At 62.7% G+C, this 21,271-nt stretch carries 17 protein-coding genes; 11 read left to right on the plus strand and 6 right to left on the minus strand.

The window, feature by feature from the left end:
• Positions 1-5 precede the first annotated feature (5 nt).
• Genes M5B99_RS20495 through M5B99_RS20510 form a run of 4 tightly spaced genes read right to left on the minus strand, consistent with a single transcriptional unit; the run spans position 6 to position 2,786 of the window.
• Complete coding sequence (locus tag M5B99_RS20495) at positions 6-533, minus strand: pilus assembly protein PilP (protein WP_248805742.1); 528 nt, start codon at positions 531-533, stop codon at positions 6-8.
• The gene (gene pilO / locus M5B99_RS20500) at positions 530-1,159 is read right to left on the minus strand and encodes a type 4a pilus biogenesis protein PilO (RefSeq protein WP_248805743.1); all 630 of its coding nucleotides are present in this window, start codon (positions 1,157-1,159) and stop codon (positions 530-532) included. Before pilO ends, M5B99_RS20495 begins: the two co-directional genes overlap by 4 nt.
• A complete protein-coding gene (locus M5B99_RS20505) occupies positions 1,156-1,722 on the minus strand; it encodes a PilN domain-containing protein (RefSeq protein ID WP_248805744.1) in 567 nt (188 codons plus the stop codon). Before M5B99_RS20505 ends, pilO begins: the two co-directional genes overlap by 4 nt.
• Positions 1,722-2,786, minus strand: a complete 1,065-nt coding sequence (locus tag M5B99_RS20510) for a pilus assembly protein PilM (protein WP_248805745.1) — start codon at positions 2,784-2,786, stop codon at positions 1,722-1,724. The genes M5B99_RS20505 and M5B99_RS20510 overlap by 1 nt, the downstream gene beginning before the upstream one ends.
• Before the next feature lie 205 nt (positions 2,787-2,991).
• On the opposite strand from M5B99_RS20510, the gene M5B99_RS20515 reads away from it, so the two are divergent.
• Complete coding sequence (locus tag M5B99_RS20515; protein WP_412548750.1) at positions 2,992-5,424, plus strand: penicillin-binding protein 1A; 2,433 nt, start codon at positions 2,992-2,994, stop codon at positions 5,422-5,424.
• A 317-nt stretch (positions 5,425-5,741) separates the two neighbouring features.
• Here the strand turns inward: M5B99_RS20515 and M5B99_RS20520 are convergent, their stop codons facing one another.
• Positions 5,742-7,010, minus strand: a complete 1,269-nt coding sequence (locus M5B99_RS20520) for a malic enzyme-like NAD(P)-binding protein (RefSeq protein WP_248805747.1) — start codon at positions 7,008-7,010, stop codon at positions 5,742-5,744.
• 288 nt (positions 7,011-7,298) lie between these two features.
• On the minus strand, positions 7,299-7,520 hold the full coding sequence (rpmE, locus tag M5B99_RS20525) for a 50S ribosomal protein L31 (RefSeq protein ID WP_100940403.1): 222 nt from the start codon (positions 7,518-7,520) through the stop codon (positions 7,299-7,301).
• A 186-nt stretch (positions 7,521-7,706) separates the two neighbouring features.
• Between rpmE and M5B99_RS20530 the strand changes: the two genes are divergently transcribed.
• The 10 genes from M5B99_RS20530 (at position 7,707) to M5B99_RS20575 (ending at position 21,059) form a co-directional block, all read left to right on the plus strand.
• Positions 7,707-9,926, plus strand: coding sequence for a primosomal protein N' (locus M5B99_RS20530; protein ID WP_248805748.1), 2,220 nt, complete (start codon positions 7,707-7,709; stop codon positions 9,924-9,926).
• Between the two features lie 285 nt (positions 9,927-10,211).
• Positions 10,212-11,951, plus strand: a complete 1,740-nt coding sequence (argS, locus tag M5B99_RS20535) for an arginine--tRNA ligase (RefSeq protein ID WP_248805749.1) — start codon at positions 10,212-10,214, stop codon at positions 11,949-11,951.
• Between the two features lies 1 nt (position 11,952).
• The gene (locus tag M5B99_RS20540; protein WP_248795929.1) at positions 11,953-12,663 is read left to right on the plus strand and encodes an SPOR domain-containing protein; all 711 of its coding nucleotides are present in this window, start codon (positions 11,953-11,955) and stop codon (positions 12,661-12,663) included.
• Positions 12,664-13,030: 367 nt separating this feature from the next.
• On the plus strand, positions 13,031-13,561 hold the full coding sequence (hslV, locus tag M5B99_RS20545) for an ATP-dependent protease subunit HslV (protein WP_103495039.1): 531 nt from the start codon (positions 13,031-13,033) through the stop codon (positions 13,559-13,561).
• A 44-nt stretch (positions 13,562-13,605) separates the two neighbouring features.
• The gene (hslU, locus tag M5B99_RS20550; protein ID WP_248805750.1) at positions 13,606-14,943 is read left to right on the plus strand and encodes an ATP-dependent protease ATPase subunit HslU; all 1,338 of its coding nucleotides are present in this window, start codon (positions 13,606-13,608) and stop codon (positions 14,941-14,943) included.
• A 176-nt stretch (positions 14,944-15,119) separates the two neighbouring features.
• Positions 15,120-15,500 carry a gamma-butyrobetaine hydroxylase-like domain-containing protein gene (locus M5B99_RS20555; RefSeq protein ID WP_248805751.1) on the plus strand — a complete coding sequence of 127 codons (381 nt, stop codon included), beginning with the start codon at positions 15,120-15,122 and terminating at the stop codon, positions 15,498-15,500.
• A 241-nt stretch (positions 15,501-15,741) separates the two neighbouring features.
• A complete protein-coding gene (gene phaC / locus M5B99_RS20560) occupies positions 15,742-17,421 on the plus strand; it encodes a class II poly(R)-hydroxyalkanoic acid synthase (RefSeq protein WP_248805752.1) in 1,680 nt (559 codons plus the stop codon).
• 283 nt (positions 17,422-17,704) lie between these two features.
• The gene (gene phaZ, locus M5B99_RS20565) at positions 17,705-18,562 is read left to right on the plus strand and encodes a poly(3-hydroxyalkanoate) depolymerase (protein ID WP_248805753.1); all 858 of its coding nucleotides are present in this window, start codon (positions 17,705-17,707) and stop codon (positions 18,560-18,562) included.
• A gap of 130 nt (positions 18,563-18,692) precedes the next feature.
• The gene (phaC, locus tag M5B99_RS20570) at positions 18,693-20,375 is read left to right on the plus strand and encodes a class II poly(R)-hydroxyalkanoic acid synthase (protein ID WP_248805754.1); all 1,683 of its coding nucleotides are present in this window, start codon (positions 18,693-18,695) and stop codon (positions 20,373-20,375) included.
• A 63-nt stretch (positions 20,376-20,438) separates the two neighbouring features.
• Entirely contained in the window at positions 20,439-21,059 is a 621-nt protein-coding gene (locus tag M5B99_RS20575; protein ID WP_248805755.1) for a TetR/AcrR family transcriptional regulator, read from the plus strand.
• The last annotated feature ends 212 nt before the right edge of the window (positions 21,060-21,271 follow it).

The following is a 21,271-nucleotide window of genomic DNA, read 5'->3' on the forward strand; positions in this document are numbered from 1 at the left end:
TTCCACTATGAGTGCTCTTTCAAAGGGATGGTGCGCGGTCGTTCCAGCCAGGCGCCTTCGCCATCCGGAACGATCTCGATCACCTCGACCTGGGCGTCGGTGATAGCCACGATACGGCCATCATTGCGCCCCAGATAGTCGCCCACTTTCAACCGATGGACACCCCCGGCCCCGCGTACCAGGGCAAAGATGCCGCTGGCATTGGACAGGGTGCCGACCATCTCGAACTGCTCGATATTGAAGCCCTCGAGGAATTGCTTGGTCCGATTCGGATCTGGCTTGACCTCGTGGGAGCCTTTCTGGCGATTGACCAGATCGACCTTCATCGGCGGCTGGAACGGGCTGCGCAGCGCGGCGGCGCTGTAGGTGAACATCTCGAAGGCGCGAAATTTCGGCGTCGGCTCGATATTGCCCGCCGGCCGCGCACGCACTTCTTTCATGTACGCATCGAGGTCGCTGAAGTCGTTGTTGTTGCCGCAGCCGGCCAGCGTCAGCGCCAACAGGGTCACACAGATCCCATGCAAGCGGCTCATTTCTTCAGCCCCTTGTCGTTGTAGCGATAGGTCTTGGCCAGGATGCTCATGCGTAGCTTGTTGCCGCCAGCCGGTGACGCGGCGATCGGCTTGATCTCGAAATCATGCAGGGTCACGATCCGCGGCAGGGCCGCCACGCCACTGACGAAGGTGGCCAGGTCGTGATAGGCACCGGTCACGGTGATCTGGATCGGCAGCTCGATATAGAACTGCTGGGTGACTTCCGGCAAGAGCTTGATCTCCTCGAACTCCAGCCCGCTGCCCAATCCGGTACGGGTGATGTCTTCCAGCAGCCCCGGCACCTCGGTGTCGCTCGGCAACTGCTTGAGCAAGGCGCCGAACGACTCCTCCATCTCCTGCATCTGCCGGGTATAGGCCTCGAGGTTCGCGGCCAGGTGCGCCTTGGTGGCGAACTGTTCCTTGAGGGTCACTTCCGTCGCGCGCTGCAGCTCCAGTTGGTCGGTCAGGTCCTTGATGTAGAAGTTGTAACCCAGGGCCAGCACCAGGATCGCCGTCAGTACGCCGCTCGCGACCTTGACCGCCGCCGGCCAGGAGCCGATGTTCTGCATGTCGAGGTCGGCAAGGTCGATCTTGCGCAGGCTTTCCATCCAGGCGGAGAGATTCATTTGACCGCTCCCTCGGATTTTGGCTGGGTCTGGCGCACGCTCAGCTGGAACGTGTTGGCCTGGTCCACCGCGCCGGCGCTGGTCGCCTTGACCTCGGTCAGCGTGGGCGCGGTGAGCCAGTCGGAGGCATCGAGATTGCGCATCAGGTCCGAAACCCGGTTGTTCGATTCGGCCGCACCGGTGATCGAGATGGTCTTGTCAGTCATCTTCACTTCTGTGAAATACACGCCGTCCGGCAGGGTCCGCACCAGTTGATCGAAGATCCGCCCACTGATGGAGCGGTTACCTTGCAGATCCTGGATGATCTTCATCCGCTCGATCAGTTGCTGGCGACGCGCCTTGAGCTCGCTGATCTGCTTGATCCGGCCGTCGAGCTGGGCGATCTCCTTGTTCATGTAGGTATTGCGCGCGACCTGGCGGTCGACGGCGCCGCTGAAGTACTGGTCGGTCAGCAAGACCACGCCGACCGCCGCCACCAGCACGCCGACCAGGGCGGTGAGGAAACGTTTGCGGCGCTCTTCGCGCAGTTGCTCGCGCCAGGGCAGCAGGTTGATCCGCGCCATCAGTCGAAACTCCTCAAGGCCAGACCGCAGGCGATCATCAGGGCCGGCGCGTCACTGGCCAGCGCCCCGGCGTTGACCTTGCTGCTCAAGGCCATGTCGGCGAAGGGGTTGGCCACCAGGGTCGGCGTACCGAGCCGCTGCTGGATCAGGTGATCGAGCCCGGCAATCGACGCGGTGCCGCCGGCGAGCAGGATGTAGTCGACATCGTTGTACTGCCCGGAAGCGAAGAAGAACTGCAGGGAACGCGAGACCTGCTGGACCACGGCGTCCTTGAACGGCTGCAACACCTCGCTGACGTAGTCGTCGGGCAGGCCGCCCTGCTTCTTCGCCAGCCCGGCCTCTTCGTTGGACAGGCCGTAGCGCCGCTGGATTTCCTCGGTGAGCTGGCGACCGCCGAACAGTTGTTCACGGGTGTAGATGATCCGACCGTTATGCAGGACGCTGAGGGTGGTCATGGTCGCGCCGATGTCCACCACCGCGACCGTCAGCTTCTCGTGGTCGCTGGCCAGTTGCGCGGCGAGCAGGCCGAAGGAGCGCTCCAGGGCGTAGGCCTCGACATCGACCACCTGGGCCTCGAGTCCGGCCAGGGCCAGGGCCGCCTCGCGGACTTCGACGTTTTCTTTCCGACAGGCGGCAAGCAGGACTTCGACGCGCTCGGGATTGCGCGCCGAATAGCCCTGGACCTCGAAATCGATGGCCACTTCTTCCAGGGGATAGGGAATGTACTGGTCGGCCTCGATCTTCAGCTGGTTTTCCATTTCGTCGTCGGAAAGCCCGGCATCCATCTCGATGGTCTTGGTGATTACCGCGGAACCGGCCACGGCCACGGCCACGCCGCGCACGCTGGTCTTGGCCTTGAGCAGCACCCGTGCAAGGGCCTGCCCGACACCCTCGAGCTCGGCGATGTTCTTTTCGACCACGGCATTGGCCGGCAACGGCTCCACGGCATAGGACTCGACCCGATATCGATTGCCTGAACGGCTCAATTCGAGGAGCTTTACCGAGGTGGAACTGATGTCGATCCCCAGGAGCGAATGCGCTTTTTTGCCAAAGAGTCCAAGCACTACCGATTCCCTATTACTATCCGCGACTTACGGACCCTTTATGATGATGGGCATTTAATAGCAGTCTTGACATAAGCGCAAATGACGCTCACGCCCAAAAATGCTTATAATGCCCAGCGTTTTTTTCAAATCGCGGAACCCGCGCTTGCTGTGAATTTAGCCTGACGCCTAACCCATTCTTTTATCTGGAAATCCACAAGCCTTGATTCGTCTGCTGAAGTTTTTCGGGTGGTCTTTCGTCGCCGTGTTCTGCGGGCTGCTGCTCGTCCTGAGCGGCGCTTTTCTTTATCTTAGTCCGGGCCTGCCGTCCGTCGAGACTTTGCGCAGCATACAATTGCAGATTCCGCTCAGGGTCTACACCAGCGATGGCAAGCTGATCGCCGAATTCGGCGAGATGCGCCGTACGCCCCTGCGTTTCGCCGATATTCCACCGAACTTTATCAACGCCCTGCTCAGCGCCGAGGACGACAATTTCGCCAACCACTATGGCGTCGACCCCAGCAGCCTGATGCGCGCCGCAACCCAACTGGTCAGGAGCGGACACATACAGACTGGCGGTAGCACCATCACCATGCAGGTGGCAAAGAACTACTTCCTGTCCAGCGAGCGTAGCTTCTCGCGCAAGACCAACGAGATCCTTCTTGCCTTGCAAATCGAGCGCCAGCTGACCAAGGACGAGATCCTCGAGCTGTATGTGAACAAGATCTACCTGGGCAACCGTGCCTACGGTATCGAAGCGGCCTCCCAGGTTTATTACGGCAAGTCGATCCGCGACATCACTCTGGCCCAGATGGCCATGATCGCCGGCCTGCCGAAGGCACCATCGCGCTTCAACCCACTGGCCAACCCTGTGCGCGCCAAAGAGCGTCGTGATTGGATCCTGGGGCGTATGTACAAGCTGGGCAAGATCGACGAGGCCGCCTACCAGGCAGCCATTGTCGAGCCGGTCAACGCCAGCTATCACGTACCGACGCCAGAAGTGAACGCACCGTACATCGCCGAAATGGCCCGTGCGGAAATGGTCGGACGCTATGGCAGCGAAGCCTACACCGAAGGCTTCCGCGTCACCACCACCGTACCGAGCAACCTGCAGGAGCTGGCCAACCATGCGGTTGAAGAAGGCCTGATCGCCTACGACCAGCGCCACGGCTACCGCGGACCGGAATCGCGCCTGCCGGGCAAGACCCGTGACGCCTGGATCGCCGAGCTGGGCAAACAGCGCACCATCAACGGCCTGGAGCCGGCCATTGTCACCCTGGTGGACAAGACCAGCCTGCACGTACTGACCCACAACGGCCCGGAAATCGTCAACTGGGACAGCATGAAATGGGCCCGCCCATACCTCAACACCGACAGCCTCGGCGCCGCCCCCAAGCAACCGGCCGACGTCGCCCAGGTCGGCGACCTGATCCGCGTCCAGCGCCAGGCCGACAACAGCCTGAAGTTCAGCCAGGTACCGGCGGCCCAGAGCGCGCTGGTCTCGCTTGACCCGCAAAATGGTGCGATCCGCGCCTTGGTCGGTGGCTTCGCCTTCGAGCAGAGCAACTACAACCGCGCCACCCAGGCCAAACGCCAACCGGGCTCAAGCTTCAAACCGTTCATCTACAGCTCCGCACTGGACAACGGCTACACCCCGGCCAGCCTGGTGAACGATGCACCGATCGTGTTCGTCGACGAATACCTGGACAAGGTCTGGCGCCCGAAAAACGACACCAACACCTTCCTCGGCCCGATCCGCTTGCGCGAGGCGCTGTACAAGTCGCGCAACCTGGTCTCGATTCGCCTGCTGCAAAGCCTGGGCGTCGACAAGACCATCGACTACATCGCCAAGTTCGGCTTCAACAAGCAGGACCTGCCACGCAACCTGTCCCTGGCCCTGGGTACCGCGACCCTCACGCCAATGGAGATTGCCACGGGCTGGAGCACCTTCGCCAACGGCGGCTACAAGATCACCCCGTATCTGATCGACAAGATCGAAAGCCGCAATGGCGACACCCTGTTCGTCGCCAACCCACCGAGCGTGCCGAGCGGTGCGGCGGCCAGCAGCGGCATTGCGGCACCGAGCCAGCCGTCGTTCACCGTCAACAGCACCAGCGAAGCACCGGCACCGGCCGCCCAGGCGCCAGCGGTGGCCGAGCGGATCATCGACGGACGAACCACCTTTATCCTCAACAGCATGCTCGAGGACGTGATCAAGCTCGGTACCGGGCGTCGCGCCCTGGCCCTGGGCCGTGGCGACCTGGCGGGCAAGACCGGTACAACCAACGAATCCAAGGATGCCTGGTTCACCGGTTATAACGCCGATTACGTCACCACCGTCTGGACCGGCTTCGACCAGCCGGAAAGCCTGGGTCGCCGCGAGTTCGGCGGTACCGTGGCACTGCCGATCTGGATGGACTACATGGGCGCCGCTCTCAAGGGCAAACCGCTGCACACCCAGGCGGAGCCGGAAGGCATCCTCAGCCTGCGGGTGGATCCGGTCAGCGGCCGCGCGGCAACACCGGGTACGCCGAACGCCTACTTCGAGCTGTTCAAGAGCGAAGACACGCCGCCGTCGGTCAATGAAATCGGCAATGGCGGCAGCGCCCCGGGCAGTCCGCTGCCGGCGGACGAGGCGGCGCCGATCGATCTGTTCTGATCCCTCGGTGTGACGGGCGGGCTTGTTGTGGCAAACGAGCCAGCCCCGATCGGACGCGGTCTTGTGGCGAGCGGGCTTGTCGGAACGCCGCACCGCCGCGCTCGACTGCAAAGCAGTCGTAAAACCGGCCGACGCGTTTTATCCGACATTACGCGATCACCGGTTTTGGGGGTGCCTCGCACCCCAGCGCGGGCAAGCCCGCTCGCCACCTATTCCGCCCAGCCATACGCTGCGCGTGCCCACAAAAGCTGGACAGCCACACAGCAAAAAGCCCCGACTCATTCGAGCCGGGGCTTTTTGTTTGACGCTACAACGGCTTAGCCGTTGAACACGTCATCCACGCTTTTCAGCGGGTAGTTCTTCGGATACGGCAGGGTAGCCACGCCGGTCTCGATAGCCGCCTTGGCCACGGCATCGGAGATCAGGGTGATCAGACGGGCATCCATCGGTTTCGGAATGATGTACTCACGACCGAATTCCAGCTTGATACCGCCGTAGGCGTCGCACACTTCCTGAGGTACCGGCAGCTTGGCCAGTTCGCGCAGGGCGTTGGCGGCAGCCACTTTCATCTCTTCGTTGATGCGCTTGGCACGGACGTCCAGGGCACCACGGAAGATGAACGGGAAGCCGAGGACGTTGTTGACCTGGTTCGGGTAGTCCGAACGACCGGTGGCCATGATCACGTCGTTGCGGGTGGCGTGAGCCAGCTCCGGGGCGATTTCCGGATCCGGGTTCGAGCAGGCGAACACGATCGGGTTGGGCCCCATCGACAGCAGGCCGGCAGCATCCAGCAGGTTCGGGCCGGACAGACCGACGAACACGTCAGCGCCCTGCAAGGCGTCAGCCAGCGTGCGCTTGTCGGTGGCGTGGGCGAATACCGCCTTGTACTGGTTCAGGTCGTCACGGCCAGCGTGGATCACGCCAGTACGGTCAACCATGAAGATGTTTTCGATCTTGGCGCCCATGCTCACCAGCAATTTCATGCAGGAGATCGCGGCAGCGCCGGCACCCAGGCAGACAATCTTGGCTTCCGGCAGGGTCTTGCCGGCGATTTCCAGGGCATTGATCATGCCGGCCGCGGTCACGATCGCGGTGCCGTGCTGGTCATCGTGGAATACCGGGATATCGCATTGCTCGATCAGAGCACGTTCGATCTCAAAGCACTCAGGGGCCTTGATGTCTTCCAGGTTGATGCCACCGAAGGTGATGGAGATACGCTTGACGGTGTCGATGAAGGCTTGCGGGCTTTCCGAGTCGACTTCGATGTCGAACACGTCGATACCGGCGAAACGCTTGAACAGCACGCCCTTGCCTTCCATCACTGGCTTGGAGGCCAATGGGCCGAGGTTACCCAGGCCGAGAATCGCGGTGCCATCGGAAATGACTGCAACCAGGTTGCCCTTGCCAGTGTACTTATAGGCCAGCTCAGGATCGCGGGCGATTTCGCGTACTGGTTCGGCTACGCCAGGGCTGTAGGCCAGCGACAGGTCGCGAGCGGTGGCGGTGGCTTTGGTGAGCTCGACGCTCAGCTTCCCCGGACGAGGATTGGCATGATATTCGAGAGCGGCAGTTTTCAGATCTGACATGTGGGCATTCCGCTTTTTACTGTGGGACTGACGGACCGCCGAGGATACTCGTGTCGCCAAGTCCTCACAAGACTGACCAGTCACCGGTGTCAAGCACCTGCCCCTACGACTTTGGCCCAAGAGCCGCGAAATACAAGGGATAGACTGTGTACAATCGAGATTAGAAATGTCTACATTCCTTGAGGCAGGGATCGCCGATACAAACAGCGCCCACAAAAAAGGCGTCCGCAGGGGACGCCTTTTTTATCGACCGGGAAAAACCAGCGGTTTTCCCCGGAGCGATCAGCCTCAGGCCTTTTTGACAGCGCCGAACATGCCGAAACGGTCGGCGAACTTCTGCACGCGGCCGCCGGTGTCCAGGGTCTTCTGCTTACCGGTGTAGAACGGGTGGCATTCGTTGCACACGTCGATTGGCAGAGCTTTGCCATGGGTCGAACGGGTCACGAACTTGTTACCGCAGCTGCAGGTAACGTCGATGTCTACGTATGCTGGATGGATATCGGCTTTCATGGGGACTTCCTCAGGCTGGCGTGCCGCCGCTCAACACGATTGTTGAACACCGCACGTAATTTAGCCGGCGATCATACCAGACCTTTTGCCCGACGCAAGCGGCCAGTGCGCCCTCCGTCGGGAAGACACTGCCCGAGCCGTCTGCTAGGCTCGCGCCCTCCATGAGCCCCTCCCAGAGAGAACCGCGTGCCCGACGCCATCCTGCGCCTTGCCCTGCCCTCGCCACTGCGCCGCCTGTTCGACTACCGGGCGCCGGAGGGTGTGCCACGTAGCGCGCTGCAGCCCGGCATGCGCCTGCGGGTGCCATTCGGCCGCCGGGAGATGATCGGCATCCTGGTGGAGATCGCCGAGCACAGCGAAGTCCCGGCGGACAAGCTCAGACGCGCCACGGCCCTGCTCGACGCCACGACGCCGCTGCCGCCGGCACTGTTCAAGCTGTGCCTGTGGACCGCCCAGTATTATCAGCACAGCCTCGGCGACACCCTGAGTTGGGCGTTGCCGGTGCTGCTGCGTCAGGGCGAGCCGGCCGAGGCGCGCCAGGAACGTTTCTGGTCGATGACCCCCGGCGCTCGTCTCGACGATCCACGCATCGCCCGCGCCCCACGCCAGCGCGACGCCCTGGCGACCCTGGCCCAGCACCCCCACGGCGTGGCCCATCAGCTGTTGAGCAAACTGATGCTGAGCAAGGACAGCCTCGACCTGCTGCTGGCCAAGGACCTGGTGCGGGTGGAGGTGCGTCGCCACGCGCCCAGCGAGCGCCACGAACACTGGCTGGCGCAACCGGAACTGCCGCTCAACAGCGAACAACGCGCCGCCTGCGAAGCGATCCGCGCCGGGCTCGACAGTTTTCATGCGTTCCTGTTGGCCGGGGTCACCGGCAGCGGCAAGACCGAAGTCTATCTGCAACTGATCCGCGAGACCCTGGAAGCCGGCAAGCAGGCGCTGGTGCTGATCCCGGAAATCAACCTGGGGCCGCAGACCCTGGCGCGCTTCGAGCAGCGCTTCAATGCCCGCATTGCCCTGCTGCACTCGGCAGTGAACGACCGCGAGCGCCTGGACGCCTGGATCGCCGCCCGCGACGGCGAAGCCGACATCATTATCGGCACCCGTTCGGCGCTGTTCACCCCGATGAAACACCCCGGGCTGATCATCATCGACGAAGAGCACGACGGTTCCTATAAGCAGCAAGAGGGCCTGCGTTATCACGCCCGCGACCTGGCGCTGGTGCGCGCACGCCAGGAAAGCATTCCGATCGTACTGGGCTCGGCCACGCCATCCCTGGAAAGCCTGCACAATGCCTACACCGGTCGTTATGCCCTGCTGCGCCTGAACGAGCGCGCCGGCGGTGCCAAGCAGCCGCGCTTCCTGCGCCTGGATGTGAAAAGCCGGCCACTGGACAGCGGCATTTCCGGACCGATGCAACAGGCCATCGGCCAGACCCTCGCCGCCGGCCAACAGGTGCTGGTATTCCTCAACCGCCGCGGCTTCGCGCCGACGCTGCTGTGCCACGACTGCGGCTGGATGTCGGAATGCTCGCGCTGCGATGCGCGCATGACCGTGCACCAGCGCTCCGGCGAACTGCGCTGCCATCACTGCGGCTATGTCGAACGCGTGCCACGCAACTGTCCGCAGTGTGGCAAGGTCGACCTGCGCCCGGTGGGTGCCGGAACGGAACGCGCCGAGGAACGCCTGGGTATCCTGTTCCCCGACTATCCGGTGCTGCGGGTCGACCGCGACAGCACCTCGCGCAAGGACGCAATGAACCAACTGTTCGCCACCATCCAGAAAGGCCAGCCGTGCATCCTGGTGGGCACGCAAATGCTTGCCAAAGGCCATCACTTTCCCCGGGTGACCCTGGTCTCGATCCTCGACGCCGACGGCGGCCTGTTCTCCGGCGATTTCCGCGCCAGCGAGCGCATGGCCCAGTTGATTGTCCAGGTGGCGGGCCGGGCCGGGCGGGCGGAGGAGCCGGGCAAGGTGATCATCCAGACGCACCTGGCGGACCATCCGCTGTTGATTCAACTGACCGAGCAAGGCTATTTCGCCTTTGCCGAGCAGGCCTTGAGCGAGCGCCGGGCCGCCGGCTTGCCGCCCTTCGCGCACCTGGCGCTGCTGCGGGCCGAAGCCCACAAGCCGGGACAGGCCGAGGGGTTTCTCGATGAGGCCTGCGGCGCGGCCGAACGCTTGCTGGGCGAAATGAACCTGGGCGGCATCGAACTGCTGGGGCCGGTACCGGCGCCCATGGAGCGTCGGGCCGGGCGCTATCGGGCGCAATTGTTGTTGCAGGCCAATGGCCGGGCCTCGCTGCACCGGTTGTTGAGCAGTTGGCTGTTGGTCCTGGAGCAGATGCCCAGCGGGCGACAGGTGCGCTGGTCGCTGGATGTCGATCCGGTGGATTTGTATTGACCCTGGCGGCCTCTTCGCGGGCAAGCTCCGCTCCCACAGGTCCGAGTTGTATGCAAAGACTGTAAACGACTCGGGACTTGTGGCATCAGCCCCATAATGTCCGAGCCATGCCGCAACCTTGCGTACAACCGGGAACCTGTGGGAGCGGAGCTTGCCCGCGAAGAGGCCCGCCCGGTCACCACAAGTCCATAAGCGGTTGGCAAGCTCGCCCCGGCAACGGATAATGCCCAGTTTTTCCACCTGCGCATCGAAGCGCCGCCGCGCTTGCGGTCGAAAGAGAAGACCATGAAAGACACCATTCGCCAGCTGATCCAGCAAGCCATCACCCAACTCGTCACCGAAGGTGTGTTGCCTGAAGGGCTGACGCCGGCGATCCAGGTGGAAAACACCCGGGACAAGACCCACGGCGACTTCGCCAGCAATATCGCGATGATGTTGGCCAAGCCGGCCGGCCTCAAGCCCCGCGACCTGGCGGAAAAGATCATCGCCGCCCTGCCCGCCGCCGACAGCGTCAGCAAGGCCGAGATCGCCGGCCCCGGCTTCATCAACTTCTTCCAGAACACCCAGGCCCTGGCCGCACGCCTGGACGCCGCCCTGTCCGACGCCCATGTCGGCGTGCGCAAGGCCGGCCCGGTACAACGCGTGGTGGTCGACCTGTCGGCCCCCAACCTGGCCAAGGAAATGCACGTCGGCCACCTGCGCTCGACCATCATCGGCGACGGCGTCGCACGCGTGCTCGAGTTCCTCGGCGACACCGTGATCCGCCAGAACCACGTCGGCGACTGGGGCACCCAGTTCGGCATGCTGATGGCCATGCTCGAAGACAATCCCGACATGCTCAAAAGCGCACTGTCGGACCTCGAGGACTTCTACCGCGCGGCCAAGAAACGCTTTGACGAAGACCCGACGTTTGCCGATCGCGCCCGGAAGCTGGTAGTCGACCTGCAAGCCGGTGACGAGGCGTGCATCAAGGCCTGGAAAAGTTTTACCGACATCTCCCTGTCCCACTGCCAAAGCACCTACGAGCTACTGAACGTCAAGCTGACCATGGCCGATGTGATGGGCGAAAGCGCCTACAACGACGACCTGATCAACGTGGTCAACGACCTCAAGGCCAAGGGCATGCTGGTCGAAAGCAACGGCGCCCAGTGCGTGTTCCTCGACGAATTCAAGAATGCCGACGGAGAGCCGCTGCCGGTCATCATCGTCAAGGCCGATGGCGGCTATCTGTATGCCACCACCGACCTGGCCGCCGTGCGTTACCGCAGCAACGTGCTGAAAGCCGATCGCGCGCTGTACTTCGTCGACCAGCGCCAGGCCCTGCACTTCCAGCAGGTGTTCGCGGTGGCGCGCAAGGCCGGCTTCGTCGGTCACCCGATGGAAATGGAGCACATGGGCTTCGGTACCATGAATGGCGCCGACGGCCGCCCGTTCAAGACCCGCGACGGCGGCACCGTGAAGCTGATCGACCTGCTGACCGAAGCCATGGACCGCGCCTATCTGCTGGTCAAGGAAAAGAACCCGGAGCTGGCCGAAGACGAACTGCGCAGCATCGCCCGCGTGGTGGGCATCGGCGCGGTCAAGTATGCCGACCTGTCCAAGCACCGCACCAGCGACTACAGCTTCAACTTCGAGCTGATGCTCAACTTCGAAGGCAACACCGCACCGTACCTGCTGTACGCCTACACCCGCGTGGCCGGCGTGTTCCGCAAACTGGGCACGGATTTCAGCCAGGTCGACGGTCAGATCATCCTTGAAGCCGTGCACGAACAGGAACTGGCCGCCAAGCTGGCGCAGTTCGGCGAAGTGCTCGGCAGCGTCGCCGAAAAAGGTACCCCGCACGTACTGTGCACCTACCTGTACGATGTCGCCGGTCTGTTCTCCAGCTTCTACGAGAACTGCCCGATCCTGTCCGCCGACACCGCCGCACAGAAACAGAGCCGCCTGCGCCTCGCCGCGCTGACCGGCCGCACCCTCAAGCAAGGCCTGGAACTGCTGGGTCTGGAAACCCTGGAGCGTATGTAAGTTGGCTGCCAAGAAAACCCCCGCACCCAAACGTGGCGCCAGCCGTTACCAAGCTCCTGCGAAAAAGCCGATCCCGGGCTGGCTGTGGCTGGCCATCGGCCTCGGCGTGGGCGCCTTCATCGTATTCCTGATGAAGCTGGAGCCGGGCAAGGGCGATGACATCAAACGGGTCAAGCAGGAACAGCTGAAGGCGAGCAAGATCGCCGAAGCCAACAAGACCCCGCCGAGCCCGACCCAGCCGGTGAAGCCCAAGTACGACTTCTACACCTTGCTACCGGAATCGGAAGTGATCGTGCCGCCGGAAGCCGTGCCGGAGAAAACCCTGCCGACGCCACAGACCGTGCCGACGCCGACCACCCCGGTGACCCCGGCCGAAGCGGCAAAAATCGACACCGCCCGAGCCCAGGCCGCTTTGTCCGGGATTACCCCGCCACCACCACCGCCGGTGGCAGCGGCCAAGCCGGCAGCGGTCACGCAGTTCTTCCTGCAGGCCGGATCGTTCCGCAAGGAAGCCGATGCGGACAAGGTCCGGGCGCAAGTCATCCTGTTGGGGCAGTCGGTTTCGGTGGAGTCCGGGACCGTGAAGGACGAGACTTGGTATCGGGTCCTGGTCGGACCGTTCAGCAACCGCGAACAACTGACCAAGGCGCAGAAGCAACTGGCCGGCAGCGGTTTCAACAACCTGTTGCTGCAACAGCGCCAAAGCCGCTGATTGCCGGGAGCGGGCTTACCTGAAGCCCGCTCAGCCAAGGACATTTCAAGTCAAGCGCGGTCTTGTGGCGAGCGGGCTTGTCGGAACGCCGCACCGCCGCGTTCGGCTGCGCAGCAGCCGCAAAACCGGCCGCCTCGGCCTACCAGATACACCTGATTCGCCGGTTTTGGGGCCGTTGCGCGGCCCAGCGCGGGCAAGCCCGCTCGCCACAAAGGTAGAGCCTGGCCTTGAAGTCGGTCGTGCGGGGTCAAACAAAGCCTTTCCTACGCCATTCATCCCCTCATCCCGCCCACGGTTGAAAAACCCACCACCACCCCCATATGAGTTTCCATCAGGCATTTTCGCCCCGCTGCGTGGAGATTCTCCCTTGACCACCATCGTTTCAGTTCGTCGCCACGGCAAAGTCGTCATGGGTGGCGACGGCCAGGTTTCCCTCGGCAACACCGTCATGAAGGGCAACGCGAAAAAAGTCCGGCGCCTCTACCACGGCGAAGTCATCGCCGGTTTCGCCGGTGCCACCGCCGACGCCTTTACCTTGTTCGAGCGCTTTGAAGGCCAACTGGAGAAACACCAGGGGCATTTGGTCCGCGCCGCTGTCGAACTGGCCAAGGAGTGGCGTACCGACCGCTCCCTGAGTCGCCTGGAGGCCATGCTGGCGGTCGCCAACAAAGATGCTTCACTGATCATTACCGGCAACGGCGACGTCGTTGAACCGGAAAATGGCCTGATCGCCATGGGCTCCGGTGGTGGCTATGCCCAGGCCGCGGCCAGCGCACTGCTGAAGAAAACCGATCTTTCGGCCCGGGAAATCGTCGAAGCCGCCCTGGGTATCGCCGCTGACATCTGCGTCTTCACCAATCACAACGTCACCATCGAGGAGCAGGACCTCGCGGAATAACCAGCCTGTCCGGCTGCCTGTTCCCGCTTGAGGACCCACATATTATGTCCATGACCCCCCGCGAAATCGTCCACGAACTCAATCGCCATATCATTGGTCAGGATGATGCCAAGCGCGCCGTCGCCATTGCCCTGCGCAACCGCTGGCGGCGGATGCAGCTCCCCGAGGAACTGCGCGTCGAAGTGACCCCCAAGAACATCCTGATGATCGGCCCGACCGGCGTCGGCAAGACCGAGATCGCCCGGCGTCTGGCCAAGCTGGCCAACGCCCCGTTCATCAAGGTCGAAGCGACCAAGTTCACCGAAGTCGGCTATGTCGGCCGTGACGTCGAATCGATCATCCGTGACCTGGCCGACGCCGCGATCAAGCTGTTGCGCGAGCAGGAGCTGGTCAAGGTCCGCCATCGCGCCGAAGACGCCGCCGAGGAACGTATCCTCGACGCCCTGCTGCCACCGGCGCGCATGGGTTTCAACGAAGACGCGGCTCCAGCCCAGGACTCCAACACCCGCCAGCTGTTCCGCAAGCGCCTGCGCGAAGGCCAGCTGGATGACAAGGAGATCGAAATCGAAGTGGCCGAGTCGTTCGGCGTCGAGATCGCCACGCCGCCGGGCATGGAGGAAATGACCAACCAATTGCAGAACCTGTTCGCCAACATGGGCAAGGGCAAGCGCAAGAGCCGCAAGCTCAAGGTCAAGGACGCGCTCAAGCTGGTCCGCGACGAAGAAGCCGGACGCCTGGTCAATGACGAAGAGTTGAAGGCCAAGGCCCTGGAGGCGGTGGAACAGCACGGCATCGTGTTTATCGACGAAATCGACAAGGTCGCCAAACGCGGCAACGTCGGCGGCGCCGATGTCTCCCGTGAAGGCGTGCAGCGCGACCTGCTGCCACTGATCGAAGGCTGCACAGTGAACACCAAGCTAGGCATGGTCAAGACCGACCATATCCTGTTCATCGCTTCCGGCGCGTTCCACCTGAGCAAGCCGAGCGACCTGGTGCCAGAACTGCAAGGCCGCCTGCCGATCCGTGTCGAACTCAAGGCGCTGAGCCCGGAAGACTTCGAACGCATCCTCAGCGAACCGCACGCCTCGCTGACCGAGCAGTACCGCGAGCTGCTGAAAACCGAAGGCCTGGCCATCGAGTTCCTGCCGGACGGCATCAAGCGCCTGGCGGAAATCGCCTGGCAGGTCAACGAGAAAACCGAAAACATCGGTGCCCGTCGCCTGCACACGCTGCTTGAGCGCCTGCTGGAGGAAGTCTCGTTCAGCGCCGGCGACCTGGCCAGCGCGCACAGCGAGGAGCCGATCCGCATCGACGCCGACTACGTCAACAGCCACCTGGGTGAATTGGCGAAGAACGAAGACCTGTCGCGGTATATCCTGTAAAAAGTACACCGCTCCCTGTCGGAGCAGGGCTTTGATGGCCGAACACGGCCCCTTGTGGGAGCAGAGCTTGCTCGCGAAGGGGCCCGTGAGAACGCCAGAAGCTTCGCGGCGATGCGGCGATCCGACAAGCTCCGCTCCCACAGGGTTCTCTGACACAGACGGATCGCAGGCTGCCCATGACCACCCGACTCCCCACCGCCATCAACCTGCACAAAGCCTCGAAAACCCTGACCCTCAAATACGGCCCGGACGAGGAATACCACCTGCCCGCCGAATTCCTGCGGGTGCACTCACCTTCCGCCGAAGTCCAGGGTCACGGCAAGCCCATCCTCCAGTTCGGCAAGCTCAATGTCGCCTTGAGCAAACTCGAACCCGCCGGCCAATATGCACTGAAACTGACCTTCGACGACGGTCATGACAGCGGACTGTTCACCTGGGACTACCTCTACGAGCTGGCACGTCGCCAGGATGACTTGTGGGCCGATTATCTTGCCGAACTCAAAGCGGCCGGAAAATCCCGCGACCCGTCCGAGTCCGTCGTCAGGCTGATGCTCTAGTCCGGACCTCCGGTCGTTTTGGGGGGCATTTTCTAATCACATCTGATTCAATCCCCCACGGCGTGGCTAACGATTGGCCCGCTTGCGAAAAAAATCAAACTCGGGTAACCAATGGAGCTGGCAAGTTCCGTGCATTTAACGATGTGCAATCAACGGTCACCCGAGCAGTAGTACTTGGCATTGGCTGTGCCATTTGCACAGCTGTACCCGGTACTCGTCTCAGGACAATGGAGCGTCGTAGATGAGTAACAAGAACAACGATGACCTGCAGCGGCAAGCCTCGGAAAACACCCTGGGCCTGAACCCCGTCGTCGGCTTGCGTAGAAAGGATCTTCTTACTTCTGCACGAATGGTATTGACCCAAGCCATCAAACAACCCATCCACAGCGTCAAGCATGTCGCCCATTTCGGCGTCGAATTGAAGAATGTACTGCTGGGCAAGTCCGGCCTGCAGCCGGAAAGCGATGATCGTCGTTTCAACGATCCGGCCTGGAGCCAGAACCCGTTGTACCGGCGTTACCTGCAAACCTACCTGGCCTGGCGCAAGGAGCTCCATGCCTGGATCAGCGAGAGTTCGCTGTCACCACAGGACATCAGTCGCGGCCACTTCGTCATCAACCTGATGACCGAGGCCATGGCCCCGACCAACACCGCCGCCAACCCGGCAGCGGTCAAGCGCTTCTTCGAGACCGGCGGCAAGAGCCTGCTCGACGGCCTCTCGAACCTGGCCAAGGACCTGGTGCACAACGGTGGCATGCCCAGCCAGGTGAACATGGGCGCCTTCGAGGTCGGCAAGAGCCTGGGCACCACCGAAGGCGCGGTGGTGTTCCGCAACGATGTGCTGGAGCTGATCCAGTACAGCCCCATCACCGAGCAGGTGCACGAACGGCCGCTGCTGGTGGTGCCACCGCAGATCAACAAGTTCTATGTGTTCGACCTGAGCCCCGATAAGAGCCTGGCGCGCTTCTGCCTGCGCAGCCACGTACAGACCTTTATCGTCAGCTGGCGCAACCCGACCAAGGCGCAGCGCGAATGGGGCCTGTCGACCTATATCGACGCCCTCAAGGAAGCGGTCGACGTGGTCACCGCCATCACCGGCAGCAAGGACGTGAACATGCTCGGGGCCTGCTCCGGCGGCATCACCTGCACCGCCCTGCTCGGCCACTATGCCGCCCTTGGCGAGAAGAAGGTCAACGCCCTGACCCTGCTGGTCAGCGTACTCGATACCACCCTCGACACCCAGGTCGCGCTGTTCGTCGACGAACAGACCCTCGAAGCCGCCAAGCGCCACTCCTACCAGGCCGGCGTGCTGGAAGGCAGCGACATGGCCAAGGTCTTCGCCTGGATGCGCCCCAATGACCTGATCTGGAACTACTGGGTCAACAACTACCTGCTGGGCAACGAGCCACCGGTGTTCGATATCCTGTTCTGGAACAACGACACCACGCGCCTGCCGGCCGCCTTCCACGGCGACCTGATCGAGATGTTCAAGAACAACCCGCTGGTGCGCGCTGATGCCCTGGAGGTGTGCGGCACGCCGATCAACCTGAAGAAGGTCGACGCCGACATCTTTGCCCTGGCCGGCACCAACGATCACATCACGCCCTGGAAGTCCTGCTACAAGTCGGCGCAACTGTTCGGCGGCAAGGTCGAGTTCGTGCTGTCCAGCAGCGGCCATATCCAGAGCATCCTGAACCCGCCGGGCAATCCGAAATCGCGCTACATGACCAGCACCGAGATGCCGGCCAAGGCCGACGATTGGCAGGAAAATTCCACCAAACACACCGATTCGTGGTGGCTTTACTGGTCGGCGTGGCAGACCGAACGCTCGGGCAAACTGAAGAAATCACCGACCAGCCTGGGCAGCAAGGCCTACCCGGCGGGCGAGGCGGCACCAGGTACTTACGTGCACGAGCGCTAGGGCTTCAAGAACACCGCAATCCCTTGTAGGAGAAGGCTTGCCGGCGATGAGGCTCTTGGGCCTGGCAGCGCCCATTCGGACGCCATCGCCGGCAAGCCGACCCCCACAGGGACCGCGCTCGGTCGTGAAACAAGGACAAAGCCGGTACCCAAAAACCGTGTTCAGCCTTGGCAGCAGGGTAAAATCGCCCCCTCAGGGGCCCCCGATTTCAATATCAGATCCCCCTGAACCGACAGGGACCGCGTCAGATCAGAAAAACAGGTTCAACCACAGGGCTTCGAGCATGCCGCAACCGTTTATCTTCCGAACCATCGATCTGGATGGCCAGACCATCCGCACCGCGGTTCGCCCCGGCAAGTCTCATCTGACGCCCTTGCTGATCTTCAATGGCATCGGCGCCAACCTGGAACTGGTGTTTCCGTTCGTCCAGGCCCTGGACCCGGACCTGGAGGTCATTGCCTTTGACGTTCCCGGCGTCGGCGGTTCATCGACGCCCAGGCGGCCCTATCGCTTTCCGGGCCTGGCCAAGCTCACCGCGCGCATGCTCGACTACCTGGATTACGGCCAGGTCAACGCGGTAGGCGTGTCCTGGGGCGGCGCCCTGGCGCAGCAATTCGCCCATGACTACCCGGAGCGCTGCAAGAAACTGATCCTCGCCGCCACCGCCGCCGGCGCGGTGATGGTCCCGGGCAAGCCCAAAGTGTTGTGGAACATGGCCAGTCCACGGCGCTATATCCAGCCGTCCCATGTTATCCGTATTGCCCCCACCATCTACGGCGGGGCCTTTCGCCGCGACCCGCATCTGGCCGCCGAACATGCCGCCAAGGTCCGTTCCGCCGGCAAGTTGGGCTACTACTGGCAACTGTTCGCCGGCCTCGGCTGGACCAGCATCCACTGGCTACACAAGATCCACCAGCCAACCCTGGTGCTGGCCGGTGATGACGACCCACTGATTCCGCTGATCAATATGCGTCTGTTGGCTTGGCGAATCCCCAATGCCCAGCTACACATAATCGACGACGGCCATTTATTTTTGATCACCCGGGCCGAGGCCGTGGCGCCGATCATCATGAAATTCCTCCAGGAAGAACGCCAGCGGGCGGTGATGCACCCGCACCCGGCGCCTTCCAAGAGCACCTAGGAGTCTTTCCCTGGTAGTAAGCGCCCGCAGGCAGGACGTCCGCGTGGCGCACAAGGTCCGCGACCGACAACACCGTCCGTCGCGTGCCCCGGTGTTGGTTGATAGCTTGATGACGAAGGAGTGTTGACTCATGCGAGACAAACCAGCGACGGGCTCGATGCCCACACCCGCCGCGTTCATCAACGCACAGAGTGCGATTACCGGTCTGCGCGGCCGGGATCTGTTTTCCACCCTGCGCAGCGTGGCCGCCCATGGCCTGCGCAACCCGATCCACACCGCCCGGCATGCCCTGGCCCTGGGCGGACAACTGGGCAAGGTGTTGCTCGGCGACACGCTGTACAAGCCCAACACCGAGGACCCGCGCTTCGCCGACCCGGCCTGGAGCCTCAACCCCTTCTACCGGCGTAGTCTGCAGGCCTATCTGGCCTGGCAGAAACAGGTCAGGCTCTGGATCGACGACAGCCGGATGAGCGACGACGATCGCGCCCGCGCGCACTTTGTCTTCGCCCTGCTCAACGATGCCATGGCGCCGTCCAATACCCTGCTCAATCCGCTGGCGGTCAAGGAAGTGTTCAACTCCGGCGGCAACAGTATCGTGCGCGGCATCAGTCACCTGGTGGACGACCTGCTGCACAACAACGGGCTGCCCAGCCAGGTCACCAAGCACTCGTTCGAAGTCGGCAAGACCGTGGCCACCACCCCCGGCGCAGTGGTGTTTCGCAATGAGCTGCTGGAGCTGATCCAGTACAAGCCGATGAGCGAAAAACAGTACGCCAAGCCGCTGCTGATCGTGCCGCCGCAGATCAACAAGTACTACATTTTCGACCTGAGCCCGTCCAACAGCTTCGTCCAGTATGCGCTGAAGAACGGCCTGCAGGTGTTTATCGTCAGCTGGCGCAACCCGGATGTGCGTCACCGCGAATGGGGTCTGTCCAGTTATGTCGAGGCACTGGAAGAAGCACTGAACGTCTGCCGGGCGATCACCGCCAGCCGCGAGGTCAACTTGATGGGCGCTTGCGCCGGCGGCCTGACCATTGCCGCCCTGCAAGGCCACCTGCTGGCCAAGCGGCAGCTGCGTCGGGTATCCAGCGCCACCTACCTGGTCAGCCTGCTCGACAGCCAGCTGGACAGCCCGGCCACCCTGTTCGCCGACGAGCAGACCCTGGAAGCCGCCAAGCGTCGCTCCTACCAGCAAGGCGTGCTCGACGGCCGCGACCTGGCGCGGGTCTTCGCCTGGATGCGGCCCAACGACCTGATCTGGAACTACTGGGTCAACAACTACCTGCTGGGCAAGGAACCGCCGGCATTCGACATTCTCTACTGGAACAACGACAACACCCGACTACCCGCGGCGTTTCATGGCGACCTGCTGGATTTCTTCAAGCACAACCCGCTGAGCCATCCGGGCGGCCTGGAGGTCTGCGGCACCCCCATCGACCTGCAGAAGGTCACGGTCGACAGTTTCAGCGTCGGCGGCATCAACGACCACATCACGCCCTGGGATGCGGTGTATCGTTCGACCTTGCTGCTGGGTGGTAATCGGCGCTTCGTGCTGTCCAACAGCGGGCATATCCAGAGCATCCTCAACCCGCCGAGCAACCCCAAGGCCAACTACGTCGACAACCCCAGGCTGAGCAGTGACCCACGGGCCTGGTACTACGACGGCAAACAGGTCGACGGCAGTTGGTGGACCCAGTGGCTGAGCTGGATCCAGGAGCGTTCGGGGACTCAGCGGGAAACCCAGATGACCCTGGGCAACGCCAATTACCCCCCCATGGAGGCGGCACCCGGCACTTATGTGCGAGTACGCTGATCATCACCGGCCACGGCTGCCAGACAGCCGTGGCGAACGGTCGGAACGACCTAAGAAGACTGGATGAAGACCCGCGACCGGATCCTGGAATGCGCCCTGCAACTGTTCAACCAGAAAGGCGAGCCCAACGTTTCGACCATGGAGGTAGCCAATGAAATGGGGATCAGCCCGGGCAACCTTTACTACCACTTCCATGGCAAGGAGCCGCTGGTGCTGGGCTTGTTCGAGCGCTTCCAGGACGAGTTGGCGCCCTTGCTCAATCCGCCGGCCGACGCCCGGCTGGCGCCCGAGGACTACTGGTTCTTCCTGCATCTGATCGTCGAGCGACTGGCCCATTACCGCTTCCTGTTCCAGGACCTGTCCAATCTGTCCGGGCGCTTGCCCAAGCTGGCCAAGGGTATCCGCAACCTGCTCAATGCCCTCAAGCGGACACTGGCATCCCTGCTGGCGCGCCTTAAGGCGCAGGGTATGCTGCTGAGCGACACCCAGGCCCTGGGGCAGTTGGTGGAGCAGATCACCCTGACCTTGCTGTTTTCCCTGGACTACCAGCGGATTCTGGGGCGTGAAGGCGAAGTGCGGCTGGTGGTGTATCAGGTCATGATGCTGGTGGCTCCGCACCTGCTGGCACCGGCGCGGGTGGTGACGGAGCAGATGGCTTTGCGTTATCTCGAAGACCACGATTAAGGTCAAGAACTGCTGCGCCGGTGCTGGCCTCTTCGCGGGCAAGCTCCGCTCCCACAATGTCCGCGCCGAGCCGAACTTATGCGCCGGGCATCAAACCTGTGGGAGCGGAGCTTGTCGGATCGCCGCACCGCCACGAAGAAGGCATAACAGGCAACCCACCTTTTCCTGACACAAACCGGCCCGGACATTGTGGGAGCGGAGCTTGCCCGCGA

The sequence above is a fragment of the Pseudomonas sp. MWU13-2100 genome, from assembly GCF_023242365.1.
In the GTDB taxonomy this organism is placed as follows: Bacteria; Pseudomonadota; Gammaproteobacteria; order Pseudomonadales; family Pseudomonadaceae; genus Aquipseudomonas.